The following is a 15,683-nucleotide window of genomic DNA, read 5'->3' on the forward strand; positions in this document are numbered from 1 at the left end:
CATAGACCGGAGGTTGACCCATGCAATCGATATCCTATCGGCGAAAATTAGCTTTTGGAAAAGCAATGGCTTCCCTAATTCTCATTTCCGCCTGTTTTGTGCTCGTATATGCTCTTACTGAAGATAGTCTAGGTATAGGTGAAGCCATCTACTATGCCAGTGGGATGCTGATTGGTTTCTGGTTTTTCGGTCCCCAGTTCATTCGACTATTGATCCTGACCTTCTTTAAGAGACCTTTGTTCTCTTACGATCAAAACAATATCGTGCTGAATGACGGGACCCTCATTCCCTGGAGTTCCATTCAGAAAATAGAGCTTCACGATTCTTCCATGAACAAGTGGGTGCAGTCGATCCCTCCTTTCTATCGATTGAAGCTAAAAAATAGAGAACATGTGGATATTAACACCTACCATGTTCTAAGTACTGACGAACTAAACAGCACACTGAAAACACTTCGCCGTGTTCACAACGGGGCAAGTATAAAATAAGTACACAACAAACACAAACAGCTACATATCTGCCAATGATCTGAGCTGAGCTTTCAACATAACCAATTATAGGAGGAATTATGGACAAACCACTAATTACGTTATCCATAGAAGAGTTTGGTTTTGCACTCGCATCGATGGGAGCCGAAGACGTTGCTGCCGGCTTACTGAAGCCGATGTACGGAGAACTATCAGAGCGTGAATGGGAACTGATCCTTCAGGCTGCTTCTCATAGTCTTCTTTCCAAAGGACTTATTGTCAGCTTAGAAGAGATGGAAATTGAATTCGTGCCGGATCTGCTGGAAATGCTCATTCATTTTGCAAGAAGTCGCAGGATGCTTCGGGGCTATTCGCTTAGGAATGATCAAGAAAAAGTGCTCACGATTCATGCCGGAGAAGAAGAACAGCGAGGTCAATACTTGTACCATCTCGCCATAAATCAGCGAATCCATCTGTTTACTTGGACAGAACCTGCCGAATGGGAAGAAGAGTTATATCGATTTTATCTCAGTCAGGAACGTTTACTTCCTGCAGAAGCAACCAAGCTTCGTATATCTGAATCTAGATGGAATGCACTCACTGCTATTATGCCGGATACAAATGTCTCTACTCTCGTAAGTGAATGGGCGCTAACCAAACCTGAACAACAATTCATCCAGGCCTGGAGCTCTACCTTCATAAAATCAGGAAAAAACCTGGATAATCTCAGCATCCTTCATTATGGTGATGAAGAAGTGCCGACTCCAGAACAGATGCTGTTACTCCTAAATGTTGAAGAGTATTTCTACAGTGTCCATAATATACAGCCTGATCCTACGTCAGAGCCTGTCATTGAAATTGAGTGTTCAACGGAACACACAATTCGTAAGCAGCTGAGAAATCTAATTGACAAGTTTGCAGCGCCTTCTTTTCAGCGGTAATTCGATCTCTCCCTCCGCTCCTTAGATCACAGTCCAAATGGGGTATAGAAAATAGCCATGTTTGGAAAAATACTGTTGATGTTCGTGTAAAGGAGGTGTTCCCATGCGTAATTCATCAAGCAATGAACCAACCAAAGCAGAGGTTAGCAATACGAAGCTGAACAAGCTGCCTGTACCAGGAGCTTTTGATACTGAGTTTTCTGCTGAAGAAGCGGCTGAAGTATTTGAAAAACAACCCTCCGCACAAAAGAATGAAAAACAGAATTAATTTGTATACTTGAGCAAAATACAGATTAAAGATAAGCTTCGCAGCTGCTTCCGATCGGGAGTACTGCGGAGCTTATTTTACATAGCGAAATTTTTTTAATCTCAGTAAATTAGTTATTGACCTATACGCTACGTATACGTTTAGGATGAGATATGTAAGGGAGGAGCATCCATGGAATACACCGTTCATCAACTCGCGGAATTATCTGGTGTCAGCGGCCGCACACTTCGGTACTACGATCAAATTGGTTTGCTGCCGCCAGCAAGAATCAATGCATCTGGCTATCGGATTTATGGAGAGCATGAGGTGGACCGACTTCAGCAAATCTTATTTTATCGCGAACTGGAAGTGAGTCTGGATGAAATTCATAAGATTCTAGAACATCCTGATTTTGATCCGGTAACTGCTTTGAAAGCACATTATAGTAAACTCACTAAAAAACGAGACCATCTCGAACAATTGCTCCATACGGTGAAGGTAACTATTGAGAGTAAAGAAGGAGGAATAAAGATGCAAGACAAAGAGAAATTTGAAGGTCTAAAAGCCGAGCAAATTAGGGAGAATGAACGTATCTACGGTGCTGAGATCAGGGAAAAATATGGAGATTGCGAGATCGATGAAAGCAACGCCAGATTAAGAGGAATGAGTGAACAAGATTATCACCAGATGCAGGCACTTGAAGTTGAAATCATCGGTCTGCTAAAACAAGCTTTTGCGACAAATAACCCCGCATCTGAAGAAGCAGAACATCTAGTTCAGAAACATAAACAGTGGCTGATGTATTCATGGAGTAAATTCTCCAAAGAGGCATATCAAAACCTTGCCGATATGTATGTAGCAGATGAGCGGTTTACTTCTTATTATGATGATAAGGCAGGCCCCGGCGCAGCCCAGTTTCTAAGAAATGCGATACATCATTATGTAGACAAGTCTTAGCGTATAATTCGATACATTTTGTGGATTAGAAAAACCTCTGTCCCGAGAGATTCCCCGAGCAGAGGTTTTAAATTCAAAAAGTAACGATCGTGTACTTTTTATACACTCACTTTGAGCCTGATCACGTTCCAGCTGGCTTTTGCCAGTTGTGAAGTAACCGTTGTTCCATCTACTATTGCATTACCATTCGTATGCGGAGTCACGCGGTTTGGATTTGCTGCTGTATTCACAGCTTTCAGATCGTCTGACTCTAGTACTGTATGCTCGATCAGACGGCAGTCACCGAAACTGCGCAAATCTACTTCTACAGGAAGCGACTCTTCCAGATGACGGTTGACAGCGAAGATCGTAACTTCTCCCGCCTCTTCGTTATGTATCGCAATTGCTTCCAGATACGGAACGTCTGTAATTTCTTTTGTATCATACTTCGATGATTGGATCAGCGGAACAAGTGCCTGACCACGGCCGTACACGGATGTGTGGAGATACGGATAATAGATCGTTTGTTTCCATGCTGAGCCGCCATTCTCTGTCATGATCGGAGCAATAACATTAACAAGCTGCGCGAGGCATGCCATTTTTACACGATCTGCATGTTTCAGCAAACTGATCAGCATACAGCCTACAAGCAGTGCATCCTCATGGTTATATACGTCTTCTAATTGAGGAGGTGCAACGCCCCAAGGTTCGATCTTACTATCATTTTCATTGGAGTGGAACCATACATTCCATTCATCAAAAGAAAGGAACATTTTTTTCTTACTGCGTTTTTTAGCTTTGATATAATCACAAGTTGCTGTTACCGTTTCAATAAATTGATCCATTTCTAGTGAACGCGCGAGGAACTGAGCTGAATCTTGCTCCCGATTGCCGTAATATTGATGCAAAGAAAGATACTCTACATGATCATACGTATGGTCAAGTACCGTTGCTTCCCATTCTGGGAATGTCGGCATATGAATGCTCGAACTGCCGCAGGCAACAAGTTCTATGGAAGGATCGACGAGTTTCATTACTTTCGCAGATTCCAAGGCGATTCTGCCGTACTCCTCTGCTGTTTTATGACCAATCTGCCACGGTCCATCCATCTCATTACCAAGACACCAAGTCTTTACATTATGCGGCTCTTTGTACCCGTGTTTAATACGCAGATCACTATAATACGAGCCTGATTTATGGTTGCTGTACTCCACAATATTACGTGCTGCATCTATCCCGCGTGTACCCAAGTTCACTGCCATCATGACTTCCGTATTCGCTTTCTTCGCCCAATCCACAAATTCATTAAATCCAAAAGCATTCGTTTCTGTTGTTCTCCAAGCAAGCTCCAGTCTATGTTTTCGTTCCTCTTTCGGACCTACACTATCTTCCCAGTTATAACCGGACACAAAATTCCCGCCTGGATAACGTACAATCGGTACTTGAAGATCCTGAATTAACCCAAGAACATCTCCGCGAAAACCAGACTCATCCGCTGTTTCATGCCCTGGTTCATAAATCCCGCCGTATACAGCGCGGCCCAAATGTTCAATAAAAGAACCATAAATACGTTTATCTACTTCCCCAATTGTAAAATCTTTATCTACAACCATCTTCGCCTTGTTAGCCATGAGCTTACCACCTCTTTAAATTAATAAAAAAATTAATTCTACTATAAAATGTTACCGCTTACTTTATATTAAAATCCAATTATAGTATAAAATCAACCCTCTTAAATCTATTTTTTCAAAAAACATTGGATTTATATGAATGCTAATTCTATAATAGTGGATATTAACTATTGAACGTTCAGGGGAGAATCGAAATGATTAGAGCAAATACAGATGAAAAGTGGCTTCCTCTCTATGAAGCGCTGGCTAGCAATGTACGTCTATCCATTATTAAATTACTTGCAGAGCAGCCGCTCAATATCAAAGAACTTGCAGCAAAATTAAACCTAAGCAGTGCCATTGTTACGATGCATGTACGTAAACTGGAGGAAGTCGGCATAACAGAATCCAAAATGATTCGAAAAAATGGCGGCACACATAAAATCAACTCCCTTTCTGTTGACTGGATTGAAATAACGATGCCGCAGAAAGCGCAGAATTCTCGCAAATATCAAGAAGTATCTATCCCAATTGGTCATTATACGGAATGTGAAGTTCATCCTACTTGCGGGCTGTCTACTACGGAAAAAGTAATCGGTCAATACGATGACCCCAGGTACTTTCTTGACCCCGAGCGAGTGAATGCTCATATTCTCTGGTTTGGCAAAGGGTTTGTAGAATACAAGATTCCAAATTACGTTTTACAAGGTCATTCACTTACCGAAATTGAACTTTCCTTCGAGATCGGCTCAGAAGCACCAGGCGTGAATCCAAACTGGCCGTCTGATATCAGCTTTACGCTAAATGGCGTGAAACTTGGAATTTGGACAAGTCCTGGTGATTCAGGACATGGGCGGGGTGTATTTACGCCAGATTGGTGGCTCGATGATGTGAACCAATATGGACTTTTGAAGATTATTAGAGTAACCCCTATGGGTACTTTCATTGATGGACAACGAATGTCGGATGTGACCATTACAGATATTCCGGTGAACCGAAATCAGTGGACTTTTCGTCTTGCTACAGCAGACGACGCTAAGCATGTGGGTGGTCTTACCTTATATGGTGAGGGTTTCGGAAATTATAACCAAAACATTATTTTACGGCTCTATCATGAGTGAACCTAAAATAATAAACAAAAAGACAACTCGTCCTTGTTTGAAGAGTTGTCTTTTTGGTTTATTGTTATAGTGCGCTTCCTCCAAATAGGAAACGATACTGCCAGTGCTTCCCTGTAATCGTATCTACACGAACACCGCCGGAGTCAGTGGAGTACGTATGCAGCACTTTATTATCTCCAAGGTAAATACCTACATGGGTCACGGTCTCTTTACTTTTATCAATCCCGGAGTAAGATGAAGCACTTGTACCTTTATAGGACATAAAGAACATCAGGTCTCCACGTTTTAGACTAGAGATCTTGCTCTTCGTATTTCCTTTATCTTTTACATAAGTAGCTTGTTTTCGAGAATCGGTTGGGAGCGTTACACCCGCACCATCAATAAAAGCACGCCTTACAAAGGAAGAACAATCAAAATATTTCGTACTGTTTCGGTCTGCACCATACTTATATGGTGTACCTAAATATTTCATGCCGGCAGAAATCACTTTCTCCACAGTTGCACTGCTGGATGAACTGCTGGAAGAGTCACTGCTTCCACTTTGGGATGATCCACTAACTGTTTTTGTATATTTAGAAGAGGAAGAAATATAACCCGTAACGCCATTGTAATCTTTTACTTTCCAATAACTTGAGCTGTATTTACTAACTAATGTAACTTTTTCTCCCTTTTGAAGCATCCGAATAACAGTAGAAGATGTGCTTGGCCCTTTTCTAAAGTTAACACCGTAGATCACTTCTAATGTAGTGGTTGCTGCGTAAGCTTGATTTACAAAAGCAGGCATGTCCACTGTTCCAATTAACAGTATTGCCGCAATGAATGCAGTAAGTATCTTTTTTGTAACCTTCATGTCGTAATCCTCCTAGAAGTCATAGGTTTTTGTCTATTCTAATGGCTTCAGTGACCATTGACTTGTCCCATTTTAGGCGAGGATCCAAGCTTCAACATCAGACTTTAGTAACAAATTTAATTCAATTAATATAGTTCTTAATACCTATAATACTTTAAAGTATTTTTCTATAACAAACCATATATTCACAGCCTTCTAATCTAGTAAAATAGGTTTAAACCTTTATATATCAAAATAAATTAACGATTTGTAAATGATATTTTATATAGGACTTAAGCCCTATATGTTTTTTATCCATTCTCGTAAGTGGAAACAATTACTAGTGCTTTTGCAAACGGTTTATTAAAAGTTACAAGAAGTTCGGTATTGATTTTTACCTTTTTGTAACTATTTATTTCTCTGAGCCTTCACAGCACCAAATTGTTACTTCTTAAAGGGAAATCTTTTTCATTTGAATTTAATCTTTGTTTATTACAATAAGGAGATGGGCAAGTTTTCTTTGCCCGGATTGGAGGTTTATTACCCTGAAAAAACCAAGAATTGAGGAGCTGACTCCTTTTAGGGGGCTTGCCTTTCTAGCGATCGTCATGCAACATAGTCTGGCTGAATATATCTACCGAGCAGACATCCTCCCCGCGGATTCCATTATGCTCATGTTCGTATATCATCTTACAAGATTTGGCACGCCGACTTTCGTTTTTCTATCTGCTGTGCTTCTGTTCTATAATTATGAGCAAAAACTACACTACCCTTCATTCATTCGTAAACGATTTGGCGATATCTATGTGCCGTTTATACTTTGGACATTGGTATACTGGATATCGGTTCGATTGATGATGTATACCAATTGGCTGGATGCAGAAACCTGGAAGAGTCTGGTGAGAGAGTTATTTGCACCACAAGCTGGGTATCACCTATGGTTTATTATTATGGTATTTCAATTCTATCTGCTGTTTCCCTTGTTTCGCAGGATCGCAATTCAGATCAGAAACAGGCTGAAAGAAATGGAGTACAAACAACAAAATAGAATCGTCTTCGCGATCTTGCTGGTTAGCGGTCTTGCCTATGGCTACCTTCTATATCTCTCCTATTATCGTATGGGTCAGTGGGCAGTGACCCCAGGAATAGGACAAACTTTGCTTAACCATCGTACTAGTATTTTTGTTATGTATATCTTCTATTTCATTCTTGGCGCTGTTTGTGCATTTATGCTTGATCGGTTTCGGAGCGTTATGGTAAAGATACTGCCTTGGAATGCACTGCTATCCATCCTTCTCTTTGTGTATCTTGCCTATGATGTACTGCGGGGTTCTGGAGAAACGATGAATTTAAATATCTCCACTTATCTAAAACCAACAACATTTGTACTCATCTTATCGCAAATGTTTCTGATCTACGGTATCTTGCATTTAGTATCGGTGAAGAGTAAATTCTATAAACTTTTTACATGGGTTGGTCGATATTCCTTTGGCGGATATCTGATACATGCACTAGTGATTTACTGGATTTCGTCCTTTACACGACCACTTCAACTGGCAGGTTACCATCTTGGATTCACTTTGCTTACCTTCGCACTAACGGTCATATTCTCTCTTCTTATTAGTTATGGACTGTCTCGTCTTCCATTTTCTCGTTATTTGGTGGGACTTGGACGAAGAAGAATACCTGCCACAAAGCAAGATAAGATCGAACCTGGATTGAAAACACCTGTCACCAATTCTTTAACAGAATAAACAAACAGAGAAAGCCTCACTAGAGTTATGCACAAGTGTATAACTCTAGTGAGGCTTTTCCTCGTTAATTATGAATTACACCATTATGATCTACATATAGTTCTGGTGAAAAGAACGTAAGCGATTCTGAAATGGATTCATTTATTTACTTAAGTATATATTCGATCTGCTGGAGTACATCTGCTGATAGCTTTATGCCGGAAGCTTTGACATTCTCCGCAACTTGTTGCGGGCGGCTTGCTCCGACAAGCGCACTGGCTACATTCTTTTGTCTTAAGATCCAGGCAATCGCCAGCTGGGGCATAGATAACCCAAGTTCCTCAGCGATTCTGCCCAGCTGTTTTACTTTTGCAATCTTATCTTCTGTTATCCCGTCACGAACGAAATCCAGCTTTGCCGCGCGGCTGTTCTCAGGAAGTTCTGTGGCGGAATTATATTTCCCAGTTAACAAACCTTGAGCCAGGGGCGAAAAAACGACTTGTCCGATTCCTTTTTCCTCGCCGAAGGGAATAATCTCCTCTTCAATAGACCGTTCAAACATATTATACATGGGCTGATTAACGATGATTCGGTCCAGCAGATATCTGCTTGCGATCGCGTGGGCTTCTGCCATTTGAGCTGCCGTCCATTCACTTACACCGATATATAAAATTTTACCTTGTGTCACTAGATCATCCAGCGCACGCAATGTCTCTTCCAGCGGTGTCTCCGGGTCAAACCGGTGGCAGTAGAGAATATCAATATAGCTAAGTCCCAAGCGTTTTAAACTCGCATGTGCCTGTTCCATGATATGCTTGCGAGATAATCCTTGATCATTGGGTCCCTCTCCCATTGGGAAATACATTTTTGTAGCAAGAACGTACGAATGTCTTGGATAAGGAGCGAGGCTTTGTCCTATCAGTTCCTCCGCAGCCCCTTGTTCATAAACATTTGCTGTGTCGAAAAAGTTGACTCCTAGATCGTATGCTTCCTCAATGGCAAGAATGGCATTATCCCGTTCCACGTATCCTCCATATGTAAGCCAGCTTCCCAGACTGATTTCGCTAACCTTCAGTCCGCTGCTCCCTACTCTGCGGTATAACATCCCATATCGCCTCCTAGCAGTATAAGGAAAAATACTAAATCCAGAAGTGGATACTGTCAAGCAAATCTAATCAATTAAAATGATTACATAAATAAAATAACCTGTTCTTTCCCCCTGTTAAGGAGATGGAGAACAGGTCGTTTTATTTTTTGGAAATTTGTTAAAGAAAATTAGAGTTTTGTCAGCTTTTTTCGGGAGACATGGCTTCATGACCAGGTCTTGGATTCATTTGCATTTTACGATGAATGAATTTCGTTAGATCTGGAGTCAATTCTTCCTTCAGATGATCAATTAGCTGCTTCTCACTGATCCCTTTAGCCTGGGCAATCTCCGCTAACGACTTCCCTTGCTTCAGTTCCTGGTCAAGCTGATTTGTCGTAATTCCAAGAAACTTCGCTATAGATTCACGGTTGATCTTACTTTGTCCTTTACTGCGACTGGTATGTTTCTGTTTCAGATCACCAATCGGTGTATGAATTACTTTATTTAATCTTTCACTTATTGATTCTTTCATCGAAACGGCTTGTTCTTTGGATAAGCAGCCTGCTTTTACTACTTCATCAACACGCCGCTCCACAGCCGGCTTTAATTGCTCTTCAAGCTGCTGACTTGTCATGCCTTTCGCTTTCGCAATCTCAGCAATGGTCTTTCCTTGCTGCATCTCTGCCGCAAGCGTCTTTGTATCTATCTTTAAAATCTTAGCTGTCTCTTCCATAAAATACAGGTAATGACCTGTACGTCCACAGTCCGCCGTATTCTGCTTCTCGGTCTCCGTAAGTACAACGTCAGGCTGCGCCATTACATAACTGCCCTGTCCCATGAGTAAAGATCCAAGCAATGCTGCAGATGCAATGCTAACGAGATATTTCTTCATCTTGTATTGTCCACCTTCCTGGTGCTCATAATTACTTACACCTTGTTATTGTGGACGAATATACCCCTTTTTTATCCATTGCAAGAAAAATAAGTAGAAGTAAGCTTGTTATACTCCGGAAGGAAAGCGGATGACTGCTTCTGTTCCTACTTCTTTTTCACTGCTATATTCAATCGTACCGTCCATCGCTTCAATAATCCGGAAGGTCACCATCATACCAAGTCCAGTTCCTTTTGTTTTATTAGAAAAGTAAGGCTCACCCAATCTCATCAGTTCCTCTTGGTTCATACCTACTCCATTATCTTGGACATGAATGACTACTTCCGTTCCTGCAAGATAAGCCTTAACCCTCACTTCTCCGCTGCCTTGCAGTGCCTCAATGCTATTCTTCATAATATTAATAAAAGCCTGTTTGAACTTGGATGAATTGCCGCGGATCCACAGGTTATTTGGGATATTCATGACGATTATGCCTCCCTCGAGGTTCGCCATCGGAATAAGGACTCCTTCAATATGATTAAACTCTTCAGATAGATTAATAAGTGCAATATGATCAAATTCAGGCTTCGCAAAAGTTAAGAAATCATTGATGATGTCCGATGCCCTGTCCAGTTCTTCTAGTGCAATACCTACATACTTTTTATTCTTGTCATCATCCTGCTTGCTCATTAGCTGCAAGAATCCACGTGTGACCTGCAGCGGGTTACGTACTTCATGAGCAACCGAGGCAGCGAGTTCGCTAATGATTTTGATTTTTTCAGAACGCTGAAGTTCATTACTAACCGCCTCCAGTTCCTCTGTATAACGCACAACTTCTTCATATTTTCCAAGCAACCTTTGGCCTTTTACCGTCAAAATTGAACAGACAAAAATAAAAATGGTCCATTTCGATAGATCTAACTCATACCAAGGTACGGAGTAATATAAAAACCATTCTATTATGGTTGTGAGTGCAAATATACCAAAACCAATGGAAAGCAAGGTTGCCCCCTGTTCCCCTCTTATCGCTTCTTTGATTGTCACGTATAGCAAGACCAACAGTTCAATTACATAAACCACCCCAAAAACAGGGCCTGTTATAAACCTCATAAATAGGGACATCTCAGGATAAAGCAGACTTGCTGCCGTACAGAATATATAAAACAGGGTATAAGCCACTAGATAGTTTCTCAGATTGCGAATGATTCTATTTGCCTTGTCTGAAGTAAATATTTGTTCAAAGCAGTAGGCAAGCACAGGCAGTTCTATGGCAAAACAAATTAAAAAGAAATAATAAAACAGCTGCGTCATATCCGGATAAAATGTATAAATTGTGCTCGAATTCATCGAGATGGTAAATCCTAAACACCCAATGAGTACGGATATTGCAAGCCATAACTTATATTTTAATTTATACATAAACATCGAAAATGCGATGATGATAACGGACAAAACGAGCAGTATACTCCCAAGGACCAGTTCATCTATCCCATCGCTCACATATTTCTTATTCAGATTGGCAGAAGAACCGATCCATATCGCCGGATCAACACCGACTTTAAAATAATCACTATGCGTCCAGATATAAATTGTTCCACCGGCATCTTGATCAAGTAAGGGTAACAATAACGGATTTCTGTTAAATTGATGCTGAGACCCTTGCTCATACAAAATATGTTCGTCTTTATAGACTCTAATCTGCTGACCATAGATACGTTCAAAATAAATGGCCATATCATCTTTTATATCCTCGGGCAGCTTTATTCTGATCCAGGCTGTATGCGGCGAGGATGTCAGCTGTTGTTCTATGGAGGAATCAGCTCGAATGGTTGTCCATTCATCGCTTCCAGAAGTTGGTTTATCTATCGTATGACCTGTCCAATTCTGAGGCCAAGCCATCTCCCAAGAAGATAATTTTCGGGGCTGGCCTTCCCCTTCTGCATGACTGACGGGTGGTGGTAATATGAAGAGTACCGATAGTAAACACAAGATGATAACAGCCGATACCCTAGGAACAATCTTCATTATTCACACCTCAATAATTCAGTTAGTATATAAATTTCTTTTCTTCAATTAACCTTATAAGGATTAAAATACATCTTTATTTTTCCATAACGTCTGAGTAGATTTCGCTTTTTTTTCTTCTCGTCTTTGGGCTCGCTCTTCCTCATATTGATTCGTAATCATTTCTACAATCTTACGCTCCATAGGCTCTCTGTACTCTTCCCATACCAGGCTTTCTTCATCTTCGTAGATCGTCCAGATGTCTGAGAATAAATAATCTCTGATCTCCACAATTCTCCCGTTCCATATCCCGCCAGTCCAATATAAACCGCTGGGCGTACGAATGACCGTTCTTGAAAAACCTGGTGTTGATGCTTTTTGTCCAATTCGAATTGCTTCTAACATATTCCCAAAAGTAAACCACTCCATTAATGAATTCTCCCTTTCTCCATACATATTTCTCTTTTCATCATTACCTCTGTTCTTCCTCTGATTCAAGCTCCCTCAAATCGGTTTAAGAATGGGCAAGAACAAACTGTGAGCATAGGTTATGAGAAGATAAGGAGGAGACGAAAATGAATGAATCACATCGGAATGTAGAGGTTGAACGAAGAGATGTTCAGAAAAAATCCGATTCAAGTCTAGTAGCATCCACCTTCATCAAGTATGCGGCTTACATCATTATTTTCTTTGGACTACTGTATTTCCTCGTAAAATATGTATTCCCTATGTTCTAAAAGGTCAGGATATAACATCAGCATCAGAAAGGAGAATTCTTGATGGATAATAGACCTAAAACAAACGAAGCCGATTTTGCTTATGATCGATATAAAACGTTAAACCAAGAGACTGAAAGTATCGATACGATACCAGAAGATGATCTGAATTATGTGAATACGTATACCGAGCAGACGATTAGTCTTGACGAAGATACGGACCCAGCAGATGCAGAGACAGCTGAGCAAGGAATTATGCAGGATCTGCGTCCTATTTCTGCAGCAGATGACACTCGGGAAGAAGATGCTAATAACCCAAATGAAGAGCTTCTTCGTTCATCCGAGCCCGATCTTGCGGCTGTACCCGATGCAGATGAAATTGCAAAAGACAGCCCCGTTGATCCCGTATCCCCTGATCCTGATGCCATGCATGGAACCGATCTCATTAATGGAGTCGGAAGTCCGGATCAAACCTAAAACCAGAGCTTGTTTCTAAAAGTTTCTTGGTAACTATGTAAAGGTATGATGAAAATGATTCTTTTAAATAGTATAAACGAATATCCTACATCTGGTTACTGTTTTGTTCCTAAAATAGTAAAATGAGAGAAAAGAACCCTTTCCAATCAGATAGGGTTCTTTCCTGTGTGTCCAGTTTTGGGGTATGATAATCCTATTCGACATGAATCAAGGAGGAGCTTGTATGTTCGTCAAATCAAAAAGTTTCAAACTTCTATTTATTGTTTCCGCCCTTCTGCTTATACTAGCGGGTTGTGGACAAGATGAAGCGCAAAATGATGAGCTTGAATTCGGAGGCATTGGCGTTCCTAACGCAGATGCTTCGCACCCGGTGGCAACCATTGAACTGGATAATGGTAAAAAAATCGTCCTAGAGTTGTATCCGGAGGTTGCTCGCAATACAGTGAACAATTTCATCTCGCTTGCTAACAGCGGATTTTATGATGGTACGATCTTTCACCGTGTGATTCCAAACTTTATGATTCAAGGCGGAGATCCGGAAGGTACGGGTTCTGGCGGCCCCGGCTACAGCATCAAAGGTGAATTCACAAGTAACGGAGTGAAGAACCATCTGCTTCATACCCGTGGCGTCATTTCGATGGCTCGTGGAGAAGATTTGGACTCCGCAGGATCTCAGTTCTTTATTGTACAAGCGGATTCCGAGCATTTAGATAATACTTATGCTAGTTTTGGTAAAATAATTGAAGGTATGGATGTGGTTGATGAAATCGCAAATCTTAAAAGAGGTAAAAATAATCGACCCGAAAATCCTCCGGTTATGACCAAAGTAACCGTTGATACGCTAGGTGTAGATTATCCAGAACCGACAAAGATTCAGTAAGGAAAAGACCGACAGGCATGAATGGGTTTCGTCCCCTTCTCTATGCTTGCCGGTCTTTTTTTAACCATGTGATGTATGTGTTACACGAGAAACAAATATTTTTTAAAACAAGATGCGAACCCAACCCATTATCGAGATCCAGAGCGGTATACTGAGAATGGTTCCCCACATTAACCCTTTTAATAGCTGTGTATTATTTACTTCCAATATCAACGACCCCTTCACTGTTTAATTAGTCGTAGTATCGGTATTCAAAATAAGCTGTATACTCTGTCTTCTCTTGTTGTTTCTATATTTTACACTAATTTAAAGAAAGCGCTATCATTATTTCTTATAACTATTCCTCTGTTCTCTTTTTTAGACTATGCTTTCGTAAAGAAAGGGTGTAGTTTTCAACCAAGAATCAGTTTCAACACGTTACGATTCCTGTTATACTTTTTACAGGAACGAAATGGAGGGATCGTCATGGTGAAGAAAAAGAATGGATCAAGACCTTCACAGTCTGCACAGCGGTCTTCTGCTCAAGAAGGAAGTGCAGCCACACTAAAAGATTTGCTTAGTGAAGAAGTTCTTGGGAAGCTTAAGGCACAAGCATCCGAGATCAAAGCAGCCGAAGCTGCTCGTCAGGAAGAAGCCAAACGTATTGCCGAAGAGAAGAAAAAAGCAGAACAAAAACGACTGGATAACGATTTTGAACACCTGCTCGAGAATAGTTCGATGGAATGGCAAAAATTTAAATAAGACATGCCTGTTGGTAAATTCATCGATAGGCAGCAAAACCTAAATCCCTGCACGCTCTTTTTTACAAAGAGAATGCAGGGATTTTGTATTTATTCTGATTATGATTCAAATATCCTCCACCGGGGGTATTTACCGTACATAAGAAAACACATTAGATCAATACTCACATAAATTTTAAGATTAAGGGAGGAAAAGAGAATGACACTACGTCTAGAAAACAAGCTCGCAGTCGTAACTGGAGGAGGTTCGGGTATTGGTCAGGCAACAGCCATTCGATTCGCAAAAGAAGGAGCACGAGTATTTTTGCTGGACCGGACGGTAGAAAAGGCAGAGGAAACAAAACAAATCATCGAGAAAAATGGCGGCCGCGCTGACGTAGTCGAATGTGACATTTCTGAGCCCAAAATGGTGGAACGCGCAATGAAGGAAGTTGCCGATCTCGCGGGAGGCAAGGTAGACATCGTTTTTGCCAATGCTGGAGTAAACGGCAAGCTCGCCCCTATTGAAACCATGGAAGTGGAAGATTGGGATCAAACGATGTGTATTAATATGCGCGGAACATTCGCAACCGTGAAATATGCCATCCCTCATATGAAAGATAACGGAGGCAGCATTATCATTAACAGTTCGATTAACGGAAACCGGGTCTTCTCCAACATCGGTTTCTCCGCTTACGCTTCCACAAAAGCGGGGCAAGCAGCATTTATGAAGATGGCTGCACTGGAGCTAGCGAGATACAAGATTCGAGTGAATTCAGTTCACCCCGGTGCAATTGACACAGAGATTGACGGTAAAACGACTCGCTCTGAAGACTTGGAAGAAGTTCAGATTCCTGTTGAATATCCTGAGGGCGGACATCCACTCGCTGGTGAGGCCGGTAAACCGGAACAAGTCGCAAATCTAGTATTGTTCCTTGCTTCTGATGAAGCCTCTCACGTATCGGGTACGGAAGTTTATGTAGATGGAGCCGAATCACTGCTTCGAGGTTAAACTCCAAGTTAGTAATACTTTATACGAATCCTC

At 41.1% G+C, this 15,683-nt stretch carries 17 protein-coding genes; 11 read left to right on the plus strand and 6 right to left on the minus strand.

Going from position 1 to position 15,683, the window contains the following annotated elements; genetic code table 11:
* The first annotated feature begins 20 nt into the window (after positions 1 to 20).
* The 4 genes from GQY27_RS04880 (at position 21) to GQY27_RS04890 (ending at position 2,612) form a co-directional block, all read left to right on the plus strand.
* Entirely contained in the window at positions 21 to 488 is a 468-nt protein-coding gene (locus GQY27_RS04880) for a DUF5381 family protein (RefSeq protein ID WP_160032395.1), read from the plus strand.
* 80 nt (positions 489 to 568) lie between these two features.
* A complete protein-coding gene (locus tag GQY27_RS04885) occupies positions 569 to 1,408 on the plus strand; it encodes a YfjC family protein (RefSeq protein WP_160032396.1) in 840 nt (279 codons plus the stop codon).
* A gap of 103 nt (positions 1,409 to 1,511) precedes the next feature.
* A complete protein-coding gene (locus GQY27_RS21470; RefSeq protein WP_201450678.1) occupies positions 1,512 to 1,676 on the plus strand; it encodes a hypothetical protein in 165 nt (54 codons plus the stop codon).
* 171 nt (positions 1,677 to 1,847) lie between these two features.
* Positions 1,848 to 2,612 carry a MerR family transcriptional regulator gene (locus GQY27_RS04890; protein ID WP_160032397.1) on the plus strand — a complete coding sequence of 255 codons (765 nt, stop codon included), beginning with the start codon at positions 1,848 to 1,850 and terminating at the stop codon, positions 2,610 to 2,612.
* 98 nt (positions 2,613 to 2,710) lie between these two features.
* Here GQY27_RS04890 and arfA read toward each other — a convergent pair whose 3' ends face one another.
* A complete protein-coding gene (gene arfA, locus GQY27_RS04895) occupies positions 2,711 to 4,222 on the minus strand; it encodes an arabinosylfuranosidase ArfA (protein ID WP_160032398.1) in 1,512 nt (503 codons plus the stop codon).
* A 194-nt stretch (positions 4,223 to 4,416) separates the two neighbouring features.
* Between arfA and GQY27_RS04900 the strand changes: the two genes are divergently transcribed.
* Positions 4,417 to 5,322: an ArsR/SmtB family transcription factor gene (locus GQY27_RS04900; RefSeq protein WP_201450679.1), complete on the plus strand. Its 906-nt coding sequence runs from the start codon at positions 4,417 to 4,419 to the stop codon at positions 5,320 to 5,322.
* Between the two features lie 64 nt (positions 5,323 to 5,386).
* Here the strand turns inward: GQY27_RS04900 and GQY27_RS04905 are convergent, their stop codons facing one another.
* Entirely contained in the window at positions 5,387 to 6,172 is a 786-nt protein-coding gene (locus tag GQY27_RS04905) for a C40 family peptidase (RefSeq protein ID WP_160032399.1), read from the minus strand.
* A gap of 464 nt (positions 6,173 to 6,636) precedes the next feature.
* On the opposite strand from GQY27_RS04905, the gene GQY27_RS04910 reads away from it, so the two are divergent.
* A complete protein-coding gene (locus tag GQY27_RS04910; RefSeq protein WP_160032400.1) occupies positions 6,637 to 7,905 on the plus strand; it encodes an acyltransferase in 1,269 nt (422 codons plus the stop codon).
* A gap of 145 nt (positions 7,906 to 8,050) precedes the next feature.
* Here GQY27_RS04910 and GQY27_RS04915 read toward each other — a convergent pair whose 3' ends face one another.
* The 4 genes from GQY27_RS04915 to GQY27_RS04930 all read right to left on the minus strand — a co-directional run bounded on the left by GQY27_RS04915 (position 8,051) and on the right by GQY27_RS04930 (position 12,275).
* Entirely contained in the window at positions 8,051 to 8,989 is a 939-nt protein-coding gene (locus GQY27_RS04915; RefSeq protein ID WP_160032401.1) for an aldo/keto reductase family protein, read from the minus strand.
* A 181-nt stretch (positions 8,990 to 9,170) separates the two neighbouring features.
* Positions 9,171 to 9,863, minus strand: coding sequence for a hypothetical protein (locus GQY27_RS04920; protein WP_160032402.1), 693 nt, complete (start codon positions 9,861 to 9,863; stop codon positions 9,171 to 9,173).
* 108 nt (positions 9,864 to 9,971) lie between these two features.
* Complete coding sequence (locus GQY27_RS04925) at positions 9,972 to 11,867, minus strand: ATP-binding protein (RefSeq protein ID WP_160032403.1); 1,896 nt, start codon at positions 11,865 to 11,867, stop codon at positions 9,972 to 9,974.
* Between the two features lie 63 nt (positions 11,868 to 11,930).
* Positions 11,931 to 12,275, minus strand: coding sequence for a hypothetical protein (locus GQY27_RS04930; protein ID WP_160032404.1), 345 nt, complete (start codon positions 12,273 to 12,275; stop codon positions 11,931 to 11,933).
* Positions 12,276 to 12,421: 146 nt separating this feature from the next.
* Here GQY27_RS04930 and GQY27_RS21475 point away from each other — a divergent pair, with 146 nt between their 5' ends.
* From GQY27_RS21475 to GQY27_RS04950, 5 genes are all read left to right on the plus strand, one after another.
* Positions 12,422 to 12,583, plus strand: a complete 162-nt coding sequence (locus GQY27_RS21475) for a hypothetical protein (protein ID WP_201450680.1) — start codon at positions 12,422 to 12,424, stop codon at positions 12,581 to 12,583.
* 42 nt (positions 12,584 to 12,625) lie between these two features.
* Entirely contained in the window at positions 12,626 to 13,039 is a 414-nt protein-coding gene (locus tag GQY27_RS04935) for a hypothetical protein (protein ID WP_160032405.1), read from the plus strand.
* A 223-nt stretch (positions 13,040 to 13,262) separates the two neighbouring features.
* A complete protein-coding gene (locus GQY27_RS04940; RefSeq protein WP_160032406.1) occupies positions 13,263 to 13,919 on the plus strand; it encodes a peptidylprolyl isomerase in 657 nt (218 codons plus the stop codon).
* A gap of 465 nt (positions 13,920 to 14,384) precedes the next feature.
* Positions 14,385 to 14,660: a YqkE family protein gene (locus GQY27_RS04945; RefSeq protein WP_160032407.1), complete on the plus strand. Its 276-nt coding sequence runs from the start codon at positions 14,385 to 14,387 to the stop codon at positions 14,658 to 14,660.
* Between the two features lie 198 nt (positions 14,661 to 14,858).
* Positions 14,859 to 15,650 (plus strand): SDR family oxidoreductase, encoded by a 792-nt coding sequence (locus tag GQY27_RS04950; RefSeq protein WP_160032408.1) that lies wholly within the window; start codon positions 14,859 to 14,861, stop codon positions 15,648 to 15,650.
* The last annotated feature ends 33 nt before the right edge of the window (positions 15,651 to 15,683 follow it).

Source organism: Paenibacillus sp. An7, assembly GCF_009870785.1.
Taxonomy (GTDB): domain Bacteria; phylum Bacillota; class Bacilli; order Paenibacillales; family Paenibacillaceae; genus Paenibacillus.